The organism is Halalkaliarchaeum sp. AArc-CO (genome assembly GCF_024972735.1).
Classification (GTDB): Archaea; Halobacteriota; Halobacteria; order Halobacteriales; family Haloferacaceae; genus Halalkaliarchaeum.
In genome coordinates, this window is record NZ_CP087723.1 from 1,179,871 (window position 1) to 1,193,921 (window position 14,051).

Below are 14,051 nucleotides of genomic sequence, written 5' to 3' on the forward strand. Positions count from 1 at the left end.
CATGTCAGCAAACGATACCGACAAGTGGGGAATCGCCCACGTGTTCGCGTCGTTCAACAACACGCTCATCACGATCACCGACCAGACCGGCGCCGAGACGATCGCCAAGTCCTCGGGCGGTACCGTGGTGAAGCAGAACCGCGACGAGGCCTCGCCGTACGCCGCGATGCAGATGGCGGAGGTCGTCGCGGAGGAAGCACAGGCGAAAGGGATCGAGGGCGTTCACGTACGCGTTCGCGGTCCGGGCGGAAACGGCAACAAGTCGCCGGGTCCCGGCGCACAGGCGACGATCCGAGCGCTGGCTCGCGCCGGCCTCGAGATCGGCCGGATCGAGGACGTGACGCCGATCCCGCACGACGGAACGAAAGCTCCGAAGAACAAGGGCGTATGAGCGACGAGTTCGACGTCGAGTTCATCGAGCGCGACGGCCGGAGCGCCCGCTTTCTCGTTCGGGGTGTCTCCCCGGCGTTCGCGAACGGGCTCCGGCGCGCGATGATCGCCGACGTGCCGACCTTCTCCATCGACACGGTACGGTTCGTGGAGAACTCCTCGGTGATGTTCGACGAGATGATCGGCCTTCGGCTGGGGCTGGTGCCACTGACGACGCCGCTCGACGAGTTCGAGATCGGCGAGGAAGTCACCCTGGCGCTCGACGTCGAGGGGCCGGCGACGGCCTACTCCGGCGATCTGGTCTCCTCGGAGCCGATGGTCGAGCCGGCCGACGAGAACGTGCCGATCATCGAGCTCAAGGAGGGACACCGGCTCGAACTGGAGGCTGACGCGGTCCTGGACGTGGGCAAGGAACACGCCAAACACCAGGGCGGCGTTTCCGTCGGCTATCGTCACCTCCAGCGCGTGGAGGTTCTCGGCGACGCCGGGGAGTTCCACGAGGACGAGCCGCAGATCCTCCGGGGCGTCATCGAGACTCCCGACGGGGAGCTGGTCCCGACTGCCGAGTTCGATCACGATCTCACGAACCGGTATCCCGGAAAGGAGCTCGAAGTAACCGACGTTACGGGCGCGTTCGTCTTCCACGTGGAAACGGACGGCTCGTTCACGGTCGAAGAACTGGTCCGTCGCGCGGCCGCCACGATCGGCGACCGCGCGGACGAATTACGCGAGAAAGTCGCAGTATAACCGAGCATGTGCCCGACCACCGACGATCCGGCGTTCGCCCGAAGCCCGGAAGCGACGCGTCCAGTCCGGACGCGTCCGACGCCGACGGCAGCCCGGACCGAAAGTGGTTTGAATGGGCACCTGGTACGTCGGAGTGCACGCAGGGATAGCCAAGTCAGGTCAACGGCGCAGCGTTCAGGGCGCTGTCCCATAGGGGTCCGCAGGTTCGAATCCTGCTCCCTGCACTCCGAATTCTCCGTCTCCCCGATCGAAACAGCATCCGCCTCGTTCGCGAGCATGCGTTCGGGGGACGCTCACTTTCGACTACACACCCTCACACGGAGGGAACTGCTATGAGTAGCAAGACGAATCCACGATTACAGAACCTCATTGCCGAGCTGAAGTCGGTGTCGCGCGACTCCGGTGCCAACGTCTGGCAGGACGTCGCGACCCGGCTCGAAAAGCCACGGCGCACCCACGCGGAGGTCAACCTGGGCCGCATCGAGCGGTACGCCCAGGAGGACGAGACCGTCGTCGTACCCGGCAAAGTGCTGGGCAGCGGTGTGCTCGAAAAGAACGTCACCGTCGCCGCCGTCGACTTCTCGGGGACCGCCCGCAAGAAGATCGAACAGGCCGGCGAAGCGGTGAGCCTCGAACAGATCGCAGAACAGAACCCGGAAGGGACGAACGTCAGGGTGATTCGATGAGTCTCGCAGAGTTCGACGCCGACCTCGTCGTCGACGCACGCGACTGCATCATGGGCCGGGTCGCCAGCGAGGTGGCCCAGGCTGCGCTCGACGGCGAGCGCGTTGCCGTGGTGAACGCCGAGCGGGCAGTCATCACCGGAAACGAGGAGTCGACCATGGAGACGTACCGCAAGCGAGCGGATCTCGGCTCCGACCGCGGGCCATACTACCCGAAGCGCCCGGACCGGATCTTCAAACGCTCCATTCGCGGGATGCTCCCGCACAAGAAGCCGCGCGGCCGCGAGGCGTTCGAAAACGTCCGCGTGTACGTCGGCAACCCGTACGAGGACGATCCGGACCGGGAAGCGATCGTCCTGGACGGGACGTCGCTGGACCGCCTGTCGAACATCAAGTTCACTACGCTCGGAGAGATCTCCGAGGAACTGGGTGCTACTGTCACATGGTAACAAACACGTCCGGTAAGAAGAAGACGGCCATCGCCCGCGCCACCGTGCGAGAGGGCGAAGGCCGCGTACGAATCAACTCCCAGCCCGTCGAACTGTGGGAGCCGGAGTCGTCCCGCCTGAAGATGCTCGAGCCGTTCCGCATTGCCGGGGAGGATCTCCGATCGCAGGTCGACATCGACGTCACTGTCTCCGGGGGCGGCTTCTCGGGGCAGGCCGACGCCGCGCGGACGGCCATCGCCCGCGGGCTGGTGGAACATCTCAACGACGCCGAACTCCGGGAGGCGTACATGGAGTTCGACCGTTCGCTGCTCGTCAACGACGTCCGGCAGCCCGAACCCAAGAAGTGGGGTGGCCCCGGCGCTCGTGCACGATACCAGAAGTCCTACCGCTGAGGTGATCACAGCATGATGATCCCAGTCCGGTGTTTCACCTGCGGCAACGTCGTGGGGGAACACTGGGAGGAGTTCAAGACGCGAACGGAGGAGGACGGCGAGGACCCCGCAGCGGTGCTCGACGACCTGGGCATAACGCGACACTGCTGTCGCCGCATGCTCGTCTCGCACACGGACCTCGTCGACGTCGTCGCACCGTACCAATGATCGAACCCGAACCCACACGCCACGGATGACACGGCAACGCTACAACCGGTACGAGAAGGCACGGATCCTCGGAGCACGGGCGCTACAGGTATCCTACGGCGCGCCGGTGCTTGTCGACACCGACCAGTCGGAACCGATCCTCGTCGCCGCAGAGGAGTACGACGCGGGCGTCCTGCCGTTCACGGTCCGTCGGGAGGGGAAATGACGCGCATCACGTCGGTCTCGCTTCGTCGCGTGCTCGACTCGCGGGGAAACCCGACCGTCGAGGCCGACGTGCTCACCGAATCCGGCGGCTTCGGCCGGGCGGCGGCGCCCTCGGGCGCATCGACCGGCGAGTACGAGGCGGTCGAACGACCCCCGACTGAAGCGATTGCTGCAGCACGCGAACACGCAGTTCCCCGGCTCGAGGGGCAGTTCGCCGGCGACCAGCGGGACATCGACGCCGTGCTTCGCGCCGCCGATGGCACCGACGACTTCTCCGAGATCGGTGCAAACAGCGCCGTCGCGATCTCGATGGCGACGGCGAAGGCGGCCGCCGACGTCCTCGGCGCTCCGCTGTACCAGCATCTCGGTGGTGCCTTCAGGGGAGACAACTTCCCAATCCCGTTGGGGAACGTCATCGGCGGGGGCGAGCACGCACGCGACGCCACCCACATCCAGGAGTTCCTCGCGGCGCCCGTCGGCGCCCCGAGCGTGGCGGAGGCCGTCTTCGCCAACGCTGCAGTGCACGCCGCGGTCGCAGAGGAACTCGCCGACCGAGACGTTTCGGCGGCCAAGGGCGACGAGGGCGCCTGGGCTCCGGCGATTTCGGACGCGGAGGCGTTCGAGGTAATGGACGCCGCAGTCGGGACGGTCGAAGACGAGGTCGGGTTCGAGATCCGGTTCGGGCTCGACGTCGCCGCCGCCGAACTGTACGACGCCGACGAGGAGGTGTACGTCTACGGCGACGAGGCGAAGACGCGAGACGAACAGATCGCGTACGTCGCCGAGATGATCGAAGAGTACGACCTCGCGTACGTCGAGGACCCCCTCGACGAGAACGACTTCGAGGGGTACGCGGAACTGACCGAACGGGTCGGCGTCGCGGGGACTCGGCCGAGCCAGGCAGGCGACTGCCTGATCTGTGGGGACGACCTATTCGTCACCAACACCGACCGGCTGAAAACCGGCATCGACGTCGGCGCGGGCAACAGCATCCTGATCAAGCCGAATCAGATCGGAACGCTCACCGACGCGTTCGACGCCGTGGAACTGGCCCACCGGAACGGCTACGACGCGGTCGTCTCTCACCGCTCCGGTGAAACCGAGGACACGACGATCGCCCACCTCGCCGTCGCGACCGACGCCGCGTTCATCAAGACCGGAACGGTCGGCGGCGAGCGAACCGCCAAACTCAACGAACTGATCCGCATTGCGGACGACGCAGTATGATCTACACCCAGACATGACGGACAACGAAGACGCGGTCGAGGTCGAGGCCGACGACGAGTCGCCGACCGAGACCGACACGACGGAGGAACAGCCGGCCGACCGAGCCGACGAGGCGGCGGAACCCGCCGACTCGCCGGCGACGGACGCCGAAGAGACGACCGACGACTCGGCTGGCGCCGAGGATCCCGAGGAACCCGAGGAGGCGGGCACCCCGTTCGACGAGGACGTAATGCCCGACGACGAGGCGGACCTGCTCATTCCCGTCGAAGAGTACCTCTCGGCGGGGGTTCACATCGGGACTCAACAGAAGACGAAGGACATGGGGCGGTTCATCCATCGCGTCCGCGACGACGGGCTGTACGTACTCGACGTCTCCCGGACGGACGAGCGCATTCGGGTCGCTGCGGACTTCCTCGCGAACTACGCCCCCGAACAGGTCCTGGTCACGTCTTCGCGGCAGTACGGTCGGTTCCCGGCCGAGAAGTTCGCCGACGCCATCGGCGCCCGCGCCCGGACGGGCCGGTTCATCCCCGGCACGCTCACCAACCCGAAGTACGACGGCTACATCGAACCGGACGTCGTCGTCGTCACGGACCCGATCGGCGACGCCCAAGCCGTAAAGGAAGCGATCACCGTCGGCATTCCGGTGATCGCGATGTGTGACTCGAACAACCAGCTGTCGAACGTCGACCTCGTCATCCCGACGAACAACAAGGGTCGGCGTGCGCTGTCGGTCGTCTACTGGCTGCTCGCCAACGAGACGCTCGACCGCCGCGGCACCGACACCGTCTACGCGCTCGACGACTTCGAGGCCGACATCTAGACGTTTTTCACCGCGCACCGCTCGTTCGTCGAAAATACAGCAAGCCGTGAGCCGCATCGATCGACGCGCGGGTCGCGTACAGTCCCCAGTTCCCCTCGATGCGACCGGCGGTCCGTCAGTTTCCCGACTACTCCGCCGCGTTTCTACCAACGGGCGCATCGTATAAAAGCTATCGGCGCAATCGTCATCTCAATCCCGAATAGCCGCCGAGAGTGGAGCCACTGGTAGTGTATCGATTTGTTAGGAGCCCCATTACCATGTAAGGATCGTGCGAGATTTCCGGTATGGACGACCAGTCGACGTGGCTGGGGACGTGTCCGAACTGCGAGGAGAACATTCCGTCCCGGTCACTCCTCATCGAGTACACGACCTCGGAAGGCTGGGTGCGCCTGTTCGCCGAGTGTCCCGACTGCTCGTCGGTCGTTCACCCGGCCTGACCGTGGCCGGGTAGCGCGGCCGGGTAGCCGGGCGAACCAGCCCCCTATCGGTTCCTCGCAGTCAGCAGGTCGGCAACGCCGATAGACGCGAGCAACACGAGAGCGATCCAGAACCCGACGTCGGCGCCGACGCCCACGGCGGACGAACCGAGCCCGAACAGCAGCCCGAGTGCGACGATCGTGCCGAGGTAATACACCGGCCAGGGATGTCGATCCGGTTCCTGACCGTCGAGCGTTTCGAGGACAGTTCGAAAGTAAGGGCCGCGTTCGACGATGCCGCGATCGGCCTCGTACTCGACGACCCCGGTCTCGTCCAGCTTGGGGAGATGGGACTGGTACAGGCTGATGTAGACGCGCTTTCGCTCCTTCGAGTGCACCGCCGAGATGGGCTTGTCGTTTTCGATGGCCGCGATCTGTTCGGCAAGATCGCCGAGTTCCAGGCTCCCGTCTGCATTTTCCAGCTGCGACAGCACGAGCCGACGCCGACGATTGCGAAGGATGCTGTAGACTTCGTCTACGGGGGGTTCTCTCCCCGATTTCTCCGTCTCGACGTCGTGTTCACCTCGACTCTCGCCCTGCGGTAGCGATACAGTGCGTGGTTCCCCCCGCTCTCCCTGCTGTTTTCCCATCATTACTGTAGTGTTTCATTTTGCGTGGTCGGATATGCGAATCTATCCGGTGTTCCTCCCCCCAACCACTTCCCATGTACGTTCACATTCATCATGATTAAATGTATTGTTATTGCTCTAACTTTTTTTGATGTCCGTATTCCAGTCAAGAGTAGCGCAGCCGAGTTTCCGCGGGAACAACGAACTATCCAACCACCGTGCTCCACAGCAGCGAGAAGACGACGAGTCCCACGAGCAGATACGCCAGCAACACGATCACGTTCCGTTTCGGAGCGCCGGGATAAAAGCCCGGCAACGTTCGAGTGCAGTGCCGGATCAGTCTCGCCCACACCGGGAGCGCGACGACCGAAGAGTGGAGACGCGTCTCGACGTTCGGTTCCGCCGAGATTTCGGTCCCGTTTTGCAGTTTAGTCATTCCAGTTAGACCCCATTGAGGCCCCGCCGGAAGCGCTCTCACGATAACTCCAGAGCCGCCTTCGGTCCCACGTATGTCGGTGGTCTCTGCGAAATCTCTGCCGTTTCGCTGGGCAGTACCGTCCCTCTACCGCGTGGCTATACAACACTCGGTTGACTCGCATTTGGCTAGATGCCCTATAACGAGGGCCGGAACTGATTACGCCGCGGTTATTTTCGCTCGGAGCTGATTACGAAACCGATAATTCACCGGGGATCGGCGACATCACGGGTCCTCCGAGCCCTGTGAGTCAGGAACGTTCGGGATCTGTCGGTTAGGAACGTCATAGCAAAACACTGCACGAACCTCTCACCAGTATGAGCACGTTATTCGGCGAGCGTGGTGAGGGACGGGTACCGACTGGGGAGCTGTATCACGTCGTTTGCCGGGACTGCACGATGGAAGAACTGGTACGGACACCCGAGATCGCGGCGGAACTACAGGAGACCCACCACGAGCGGACGGACCACGCGATTACTCACGAGAGAATTCAGTAGCTGTTCGGGTTTGTTTGGCGGGTTTCGGGTGTGTGTCCGCTTGTCCACGGCTGACCCTCCAAGAAAGTCAACTAACCAATAATAATATGGCGGGCACGAGAGCAGGGTCATGTTATTTTATTCACATTATGGGGCGCGTGACCGGGTAACGTGGATTCGAGTGTCGTGTAACGCCAATTCAGAAAATACTTAAATACCGTACAGTTATCTTCGAAGAAGAGGTCACGTACTGTTCGGGAAACTGAAATTACGTGTCCGAACGCCAAGTGGATCGACCGGGCGACCCTCCCGAATCGATGGGCTGGGCTCGATTCACGGGCAGCATCTGAGGGGACGACACCGATGAAACACAACACGAGACGATCGACGTCCGAAACGTACGGGGCTTCGGACGTCGCTGTGATTGGAGAAGCAGCAGCGGTCCGTCGCTTCGACAGCGACGACGAAACCGACCTGACGACCGAAATCGTCTACGCGATCGCGGAGGCCCGCGGCGTCGATCCGACGGAAGTCACCTCGCCGCCGCTTTACGAGAGCGTGGACACGGTTGCGCTCCAGAACCTCTTTTTCGGCGATCGAGCGAACGGCGCCGGTTCGAACCGGACGCTCACGCTAGAGTTCCCCTACGCCGAATTTCTGGTCAGAGTGGACAGCGACGGAACCGTCGCCGTGTACGAAGGCTGAATCGCGGAGCGCAACACCTGTAACAGTCGCCGTCCAGTAATCTCACATGACAGTCTGCAGCGCACCGGGGAAGGTCTACCTCTTCGGGGAGCACGCGGTCGTCTACGGCGAACCCGCGGTTCCGTGCGCGATCGAGCGCCGGGCGACCGTCGAGGTCCAGCTCCGCGAGGACGATCACGTCCGTGTGCGGGCCGACGATCTGTCGTTGAACGGTTTTACAGTCGAATACGAAGGGAGAACCGGCGACGATCCCGACGTCGACGTCCCGCGGCCGCTGGTGGAGGCGGCCATGGGATACATCGACGCGGCGGTCCGACAGGCCAGGGCTGCCGCCGAGGAGCCGGCGGCCGGGTTCGACATCACGGTCCGATCGGAGATCCCACTCGGCGGCGGGCTCGGCTCCTCGGCGGCGGTCGTGGTCGCCGGGATCGACGCCGCAACCCGGGCGCTGGGCGAACCGCTCGAGAAGGGGGAACTCGCCGACCGGGCCTATCGCGCGGAGTTTGAAGTGCAGGACGGCCAGGCGTCCCGCGCGGACACGTTCTGTTCGACGATGGGCGGTGCCGTCAGAGTCGAAGGCGACGACTGCCGAACGATCGAGGCACCGAACCTCCCGTTCGTGATCGGGTTCGACGGCGGTGCCGGCGAGACCGGGGAACTGGTTTCCGGTGTCAGGGAGCTTCGCGACCGGTACGACTTCGCCGCCGATACCCTGGCCACGATCGGCGACGTGGTTCGGGACGGGGAAGCGCTGCTTTCGGAGGCGATCCCCGAGACCGATCCGTCGCCGGAGTGGCTCGCGGAACTCGGCGAACTGATGGACTTCAATCACGGTCTGCTGTCGGCGCTGGGGGTGTCAGCCCGCTCGCTCGACGAGATGGTGTGGGCGGCCCGCGAGGCGGGAGCCCACGGCGCGAAGCTCACTGGCGCCGGCGGCGGCGGCTGCATCGTCGCGCTCGACGAGTCGTCGGAGTCCAGAACCGCCCTGGAGTTCACGCCGGGCTGTCAGCGTGCGTTTCGGGCGGAACTGGCGACGGAAGGCGTGCGGGTCGAGGAGGCGTAATCGCGGATGGACCGCACGGAACAGGATCTCCTCGTGGTGAAGCTCGGCGGCAGCGTGATCACCGAGAAGGATCGGGCTGAAACGCTGGACGGCCCGGCACTCTCGGCGGCAGCCGACGCGATCGCCGCGGCCAGGGAGGACGGCGATGTCGGGCGGCTCGCAATCGTCCACGGTGGTGGGAGCTTCGGCCATCACCACGCGAGCCGGCACGGGGTCACGACCGAACGCGGAACCCACGACGCGGCGGCGGCACTGTCGATCCACGGCGCGATGACGACGCTCAACCGGTTCGTGCTCTCTCGACTCCACGACCGCGACGTGCCGGCGCTTCCTGTGCATCCCCTTTCGGTCGCCGCACGCGAGTCGGACGGCGCGCTTTCGTGTCCGCTCGAACAGGTCGACGCCATGCTTGCCGAGGGGTTCGTTCCGGTGTTGCACGGCGACGGCGTCGTCCACCGCGGGGAGGGGATCACCGTGCTTTCGGGCGACGAACTCGTCTGTCGGCTGGCCGAGGAGCTCGACGCCGCTCGAGTTGGCGTCTGTTCGACCGTTCCCGGCGTGCTCGACAGCGACGGGGAGGTGATCCGGGAGATAACTGCCTTCGAGGAGGTCGCCGACACTCTCGGAGCGAGCGAGTCGACCGACGTGAGCGGCGGGATGGCCGGCAAAGTCCGCGAGCTGCTGGCGCTTTCTGCGCCGGCGTACGTGTTCGGTCCCGACGATCTCTCGCGGTTCCTCCGAGGGGAGTCGCCCGGTACGCGAATCGACGGATCCGGGTGAGGACAACGGCTCACGCCTCGTGGATCTTCTCGCCGCGGTTGAGCCGGTCGGCGATTCGATACGTCTGTTCGCCGGCCCGTCGGGTCGGCGTGTGCGCGGAGAGATATCGGGCAGTCGCGATTAGGTGTACCCGGCCGTTCCGTTCGTCCACGGCGGCGTCGTACTGGGTGAACGCCGCCTCGAGGTTCTGTCGCGGGTGGAAGCCGACATCCTCTCGCAGAAGTACTTCGCCGAGAGCTCGTTTCAGACGGTCGACGTCGCCGTCGGCTGCGAGGAACTCGGCCGTGAGTTGGCCGGCTCGGTCCACTTCTTCGTCGCTCTCGACTTCGAAACACTCCAGGAGCTCCTCGCTGACCTCGTCTGGATCTCGGTCCCCGTCCGGATCGGGCAGCGGCGTCGGCGGCGTATTGAGAAACCTGTCGAGATAGACGTTCACCGCCGCATCGAAGACCCCTCGGTACGCCTCGCTGGCGTCGGTTCGCCGGCTCAGACAAAACACCGCGTTCGCGTACGTGTAGGTGTGATGGACGGTGTTCCAGTCCCGAAACTCGTTGCTCGTTCCGAACTGGGCGATTCGTCTGCCGGCGGCGTGGGTCACCACGTTCGCGAGCTCCTCGGCGGTCGCCCCGTTTGCGATGGCTCCCATCAGTTGGTCGATGATTTCTCGTGGATCCTCTCCCATTACGACGTCGACGAATTCGTCCGGTTTTTCCCACGTTCGATTCGATCCCTGTTCGACCGCGTGCGGGAGTTCAGCTGCTGCGTCGAAACACAACTGGGCGACGTCGATCGGCTGTCGCCACGACGAGTTCTCCTCGGCCCGATCTGCGGCGGCGAGTCCGGGGGCCAGACTCGGGAGCACCTCGTCGGCGTGCTCCCACCCGACGTGATCGAGCGTCTCGAACGCCTTGTTGATGAAATCCAGGCGGTGGCCGTTGTCGAGATACAGGTGGTCCGTGGCCGCCGCGACGAGCAGTTCGGCGATCGCTGGCTCCTCGAGGTCGGCAGCGATCGCGGCCCGGAGTACCCGCTCGGCGCCGTCGGAGTCGCGAACCTCAATGTTGCTTTGAAACCAACGCTTGAGTCGCTCGGGTGTGACGTCGTCAGTGGAGAGCCGTTCCTGCACGAAAAACGGCGGTTCGCCCGCACAGTCGTCGGCGACCTCCGAGAGTCCGACGTAGAGTGCCCGGCGTCGATCCTCCGGACGGAGATCCCCGAGGAGGTTCGCCATCACGCCGAGCGTGGTGAGCCCGCGTCCCCAGCCGTCCTCCCGGTACCGGGTGCCGAACTGGACTCCGATCCGGACCGGGACCGAGGAGGCAACGCCGGCGTCGTCGAGGCCGATCACGGATTTGGCAACGATCAATCCGAGGTTCTCCTGCAGGCCGTGTTCGAGCCGGTTCCGCCAGCGCTCCTCGGGCGGTTCCTCACGTGGCGGGTGCGGATCGACGTAGACGTCGCCGTCACGAACCTCGACTGGATAGGTCCCGACGTCGTCCGCGAACGGATCGAACGTGTCCCCACAGGAGATCTCGAACCGGGCGTGGTGCCACGGACACGTCAGTATCCCGTCGTCGACTGACCCGTCCGTGAGCGGAAAGCCCATGTGGGGACAGCGGTTGTCGGTCGCGTAAAACTCTCCGTCGTGGTGAAACAGGCCGATCGTTCGGCCGTCGACGCGGAGGGTCTGTGGACTCTCCTCGGTCGCTTCCTCGACGGAAATGACCGGGACGTACGGGTCGTCGAATTCAGACGCCATCGTTCCGGTGCCCTCGAGGACGTGAATCCCCGATGGGCGTCGACGCACTGTGTTTGTCAAGCTGTGACATACAGTTCGACAGGGAATCCGTCACGGTAAATTTTGCGCCGGGGCTAGCGCTTCGAGACTCCGGGGTCGAGCCGTTCTTTTCAAGTAGCACAGTCTACTATGGGTCGACAACGAATGAGCGAGGACTTCTATGAGGTACTCGGGGTGTCACGCGACGCCGACGCCGACGAGATCAAACGGGCCTATCGGAAGAAGGCGGCGGAGTATCACCCCGACGTCAGCGACGATCCGGACGCCGAAGAGAAGTTCAAGCGGATCCAGAAGGCAAAGGAGGTGCTCACCGACGAGGAGAAGCGACAGCTGTACGATCGGCTGGGTCACGAGCAGTTCGAACGGGCCGAAAAGCACGGCGCGACCGACAACGGCGGCGCCGGCCGCGGTGCGGGGCGGGGCCCGTTCGGCGGCGGCGGTCCGTTCGGCGGCGGCGGAGGTGGTTTCGAGGACCTGTTTTCGGACCTGTTCGGCGGCGGCAGCCGCGATCCGAACCGCCCACGCCAGGGACGCGACCTCCGGACGGAGATCACGATCGACCTCGAGGAGGCGTTCGACGGCGCCGAAAAGCGCCTCTCTGTCACCCGGCCGACAGAATGTGACGACTGTGGCGGCACCGGACATCCGCCGGACGCGGACGTACAGAGCTGTCCGGAGTGTAACGGTCGGGGCCAGGTGACGCAGGTCCAGCAGACCGCGTTCGGCCGCGTCCAGCAGACGACCACCTGCCCCCGGTGTGAGGGGGACGGCGAACTGTACTCCGAGACGTGTTCCACCTGTTCGGGTGAGGGTATCGTCCGGGAGGAAGCCACGCTCACCGTCGAGATCCCTGCCGGCGTCGAAAGCGGCCAGACGCTCCGGATGGGTGGTGAAGGCGCGCCGGGGGAGAACGGCGGTCCGCCGGGCGATCTCCTCATCGACGTGACGGTGGAGGGGGACGACCGGTTCGAGCGCGACGGCGACGACCTCCATCTCAAGCAGCCGATCTCGTTCCCGCAAGCGGTCTTCGGGGATACGATCGAGATCGAAACGCTCGACGGCACCGTCGAGATGGACGTTCCGGCCGGCACCCAAAGCGGCGAAACGTTCCGACTGCGGGACCGGGGAATGCCTCGGCTGCGGGGTCGCGGACGCGGTGACCTTTACGTCCGGGTGCAGGTAGTCACCCCGGAAAGCCTCAACGAGGAACAGCGGGAGGCGCTCGAGGCGTTCGCCGAGGCGGGTGGCGAGGAGATCGAAATCGAGGAGGGCTTCTTCGAACGCATCAAGCGGAGTCTGTGAGCTGCTGTGCGCAGCAAGGGTGTCGTCCCCGTCGTTCCGGGCTCAGCCGGAGACGACCTGGACTGGCACGAGCATGAAACACAGTAGCCCCAGCGCGAAGGTGATGATGCCCACGATCATTCGCGGCCACCCCAGCTGTGACTCGTCGACGGGGTCGGCGGGGCCGTTGAACGCGATAAACAGCGCGAACACGCCCCAGAACGCCCACAACCCGACCGACTCGTCGAGCCCGTACTCCAGCACGTAGTAGAGGTAGGCGGCGATCCCGAACAGGGCCGCCGGAACCAGCGATGCGACCGTCTCCTGTCGCTCGCCGATCATCGCACGCATGATGTGACCGCCGTCGAGCTGACCGACCGGGAGGAGGTTGAGCAGGGTAAAGAACATCCCGACCCACCCGCCGATGACGACCGGGTGGGCCGCCTTGTTCGCCGCCTCGTAGGCCGTCGGTTCACCCAGTGCCGACGCGATCAGCGTCAACAGCGGCGGATCGTTGAACCGGATCATGCTGCCGTCTGCTTCGAGGATCCGTTCGGGGATGGTGATCGGGTCCAAGGAGAGTCCGATCACTGTCACGACGATCGTCGCAGCCAGCCCCGCAAGCGGCCCCGCGGCACCGATGTCGAACAGCACCTTCCGGGAGGGCATCTGTCCTTTCATCCGGATCACTGCTCCCAGCGTCCCGAACGGGAAGACGAACGGGATCACGTACGGCAACGAGACGTTTACCCCGTAGTATCGTGCGGCGGCGTAGTGGCCCAGCTCGTGGACCAAAAGCACACCAAGCACCGCTGCGGTGAACGGCCACGCCTGGAGGATGACCAGCGGGTTGGCAGTAATCTCCGAGAGCGGGACGTAGTACCAGCCGTACGCGCCCACGAACAGCGTCGAGATCACTGTCGTCACGAACAACACGAGGTTGGTCCACGGAATTCCTCCCCTTCCGGCGCCGAGCGGGCGCGCGATCACGACGTCGGTCCCACTGGTTCGTGCGAGTTCGACCTCGTAGCCGGCCTCACGGAAAGCCGGGGAGATCCGACGCATGAGCGCGCGATCGGGGACCAGCGACTCGCCGTAATAGAGGATCCGGTCGCCGTCCCGTCGTGTCGATTTTACCTGAAAGAACGTCCGAAGCGGCTCGGGTCGGGGTGTCTCGCCGGAGGCTTCCGCGTCGTCCACCGGGCCCGAGACCTCCTCGTCTGCCATCGGACTCAGTTAGGGGCGGGCAGGCAAAACGCTTGTCGTACGTTCGGGAGCCGACGTGTCGTCGCGGCGCCCTGACGGA

The 14,051-nt window shown here is 64.8% G+C and carries 19 protein-coding genes and 1 tRNA gene; 16 read left to right on the forward strand and 4 right to left on the reverse strand.

Annotated features, from left to right (window positions below; translation table 11 throughout):
- Nucleotide 1 precedes the first annotated feature (1 nt).
- From AArcCO_RS06465 to AArcCO_RS06515, 11 genes are all read left to right on the forward strand, one after another.
- A complete protein-coding gene (locus AArcCO_RS06465; protein ID WP_259535806.1) occupies nucleotides 2-391 on the forward strand; it encodes a 30S ribosomal protein S11 in 390 nt (129 codons plus the stop codon).
- Nucleotides 388-1,137: a DNA-directed RNA polymerase subunit D gene (locus AArcCO_RS06470; protein ID WP_259535808.1), complete on the forward strand. Its 750-nt coding sequence runs from the start codon at nucleotides 388-390 to the stop codon at nucleotides 1,135-1,137. The genes AArcCO_RS06465 and AArcCO_RS06470 overlap by 4 nt, the downstream gene beginning before the upstream one ends.
- A 139-nt stretch (nucleotides 1,138-1,276) precedes the next feature.
- Nucleotides 1,277-1,361 (forward strand) — tRNA-Leu (locus tag AArcCO_RS06475).
- A gap of 108 nt (nucleotides 1,362-1,469) precedes the next feature.
- Nucleotides 1,470-1,823 (forward strand): 50S ribosomal protein L18e, encoded by a 354-nt coding sequence (locus AArcCO_RS06480; RefSeq protein WP_259535810.1) that lies wholly within the window; start codon nucleotides 1,470-1,472, stop codon nucleotides 1,821-1,823.
- Nucleotides 1,820-2,269 (forward strand): 50S ribosomal protein L13, encoded by a 450-nt coding sequence (locus tag AArcCO_RS06485; protein WP_259535812.1) that lies wholly within the window; start codon nucleotides 1,820-1,822, stop codon nucleotides 2,267-2,269. The genes AArcCO_RS06480 and AArcCO_RS06485 overlap by 4 nt, the downstream gene beginning before the upstream one ends.
- Nucleotides 2,263-2,661: a 30S ribosomal protein S9 gene (locus AArcCO_RS06490; protein WP_259535814.1), complete on the forward strand. Its 399-nt coding sequence runs from the start codon at nucleotides 2,263-2,265 to the stop codon at nucleotides 2,659-2,661. The genes AArcCO_RS06485 and AArcCO_RS06490 overlap by 7 nt, the downstream gene beginning before the upstream one ends.
- Nucleotides 2,662-2,673: 12 nt before the next feature.
- Nucleotides 2,674-2,868: a DNA-directed RNA polymerase subunit N gene (locus tag AArcCO_RS06495; RefSeq protein WP_259535816.1), complete on the forward strand. Its 195-nt coding sequence runs from the start codon at nucleotides 2,674-2,676 to the stop codon at nucleotides 2,866-2,868.
- Between the two features lie 25 nt (nucleotides 2,869-2,893).
- Nucleotides 2,894-3,073, forward strand: coding sequence for a DNA-directed RNA polymerase subunit K (locus AArcCO_RS06500; RefSeq protein ID WP_259535818.1), 180 nt, complete (start codon nucleotides 2,894-2,896; stop codon nucleotides 3,071-3,073).
- Nucleotides 3,070-4,299, forward strand: coding sequence for a phosphopyruvate hydratase (gene eno / locus AArcCO_RS06505; RefSeq protein WP_259535820.1), 1,230 nt, complete (start codon nucleotides 3,070-3,072; stop codon nucleotides 4,297-4,299). Before AArcCO_RS06500 ends, eno begins: the two co-directional genes overlap by 4 nt.
- A 13-nt stretch (nucleotides 4,300-4,312) precedes the next feature.
- Nucleotides 4,313-5,122 carry a 30S ribosomal protein S2 gene (gene rpsB, locus AArcCO_RS06510; protein WP_259535822.1) on the forward strand — a complete coding sequence of 270 codons (810 nt, stop codon included), beginning with the start codon at nucleotides 4,313-4,315 and terminating at the stop codon, nucleotides 5,120-5,122.
- A 284-nt stretch (nucleotides 5,123-5,406) separates the two neighbouring features.
- Nucleotides 5,407-5,559: a DUF7837 family putative zinc-binding protein gene (locus AArcCO_RS06515; RefSeq protein ID WP_259535824.1), complete on the forward strand. Its 153-nt coding sequence runs from the start codon at nucleotides 5,407-5,409 to the stop codon at nucleotides 5,557-5,559.
- A 44-nt stretch (nucleotides 5,560-5,603) separates the two neighbouring features.
- On the opposite strand, the gene AArcCO_RS06520 is transcribed toward AArcCO_RS06515, so the two are convergent.
- Nucleotides 5,604-6,191, reverse strand: coding sequence for a DUF7344 domain-containing protein (locus AArcCO_RS06520; RefSeq protein WP_259535826.1), 588 nt, complete (start codon nucleotides 6,189-6,191; stop codon nucleotides 5,604-5,606).
- Nucleotides 6,192-6,372: 181 nt separating this feature from the next.
- Entirely contained in the window at nucleotides 6,373-6,603 is a 231-nt protein-coding gene (locus tag AArcCO_RS06525) for a hypothetical protein (protein ID WP_259535828.1), read from the reverse strand.
- Between the two features lie 356 nt (nucleotides 6,604-6,959).
- On the opposite strand from AArcCO_RS06525, the gene AArcCO_RS06530 reads away from it, so the two are divergent.
- The 4 genes from AArcCO_RS06530 (at nucleotide 6,960) to AArcCO_RS06545 (ending at nucleotide 9,666) form a co-directional block, all read left to right on the forward strand.
- Nucleotides 6,960-7,139, forward strand: coding sequence for a hypothetical protein (locus AArcCO_RS06530; protein WP_259535829.1), 180 nt, complete (start codon nucleotides 6,960-6,962; stop codon nucleotides 7,137-7,139).
- Nucleotides 7,140-7,481: 342 nt separating this feature from the next.
- Nucleotides 7,482-7,823 (forward strand): HalOD1 output domain-containing protein, encoded by a 342-nt coding sequence (locus AArcCO_RS06535; RefSeq protein WP_259535831.1) that lies wholly within the window; start codon nucleotides 7,482-7,484, stop codon nucleotides 7,821-7,823.
- A gap of 46 nt (nucleotides 7,824-7,869) precedes the next feature.
- Nucleotides 7,870-8,886: a mevalonate kinase gene (gene mvk / locus AArcCO_RS06540; protein ID WP_259535833.1), complete on the forward strand. Its 1,017-nt coding sequence runs from the start codon at nucleotides 7,870-7,872 to the stop codon at nucleotides 8,884-8,886.
- A gap of 6 nt (nucleotides 8,887-8,892) precedes the next feature.
- On the forward strand, nucleotides 8,893-9,666 hold the full coding sequence (locus AArcCO_RS06545; RefSeq protein WP_259535835.1) for an isopentenyl phosphate kinase: 774 nt from the start codon (nucleotides 8,893-8,895) through the stop codon (nucleotides 9,664-9,666).
- A 10-nt stretch (nucleotides 9,667-9,676) separates the two neighbouring features.
- Here the strand turns inward: AArcCO_RS06545 and AArcCO_RS06550 are convergent, their stop codons facing one another.
- The gene (locus AArcCO_RS06550; protein ID WP_259535837.1) at nucleotides 9,677-11,425 is read right to left on the reverse strand and encodes a Rieske (2Fe-2S) protein; all 1,749 of its coding nucleotides are present in this window, start codon (nucleotides 11,423-11,425) and stop codon (nucleotides 9,677-9,679) included.
- 183 nt (nucleotides 11,426-11,608) lie between these two features.
- Between AArcCO_RS06550 and dnaJ the strand changes: the two genes are divergently transcribed.
- Complete coding sequence (dnaJ, locus tag AArcCO_RS06555; protein WP_259535839.1) at nucleotides 11,609-12,766, forward strand: molecular chaperone DnaJ; 1,158 nt, start codon at nucleotides 11,609-11,611, stop codon at nucleotides 12,764-12,766.
- A 42-nt stretch (nucleotides 12,767-12,808) separates the two neighbouring features.
- Here dnaJ and AArcCO_RS06560 read toward each other — a convergent pair whose 3' ends face one another.
- Nucleotides 12,809-13,972 (reverse strand): site-2 protease family protein, encoded by a 1,164-nt coding sequence (locus AArcCO_RS06560; protein ID WP_259535841.1) that lies wholly within the window; start codon nucleotides 13,970-13,972, stop codon nucleotides 12,809-12,811.
- Between the last annotated feature and the right edge of the window lie 79 nt (nucleotides 13,973-14,051).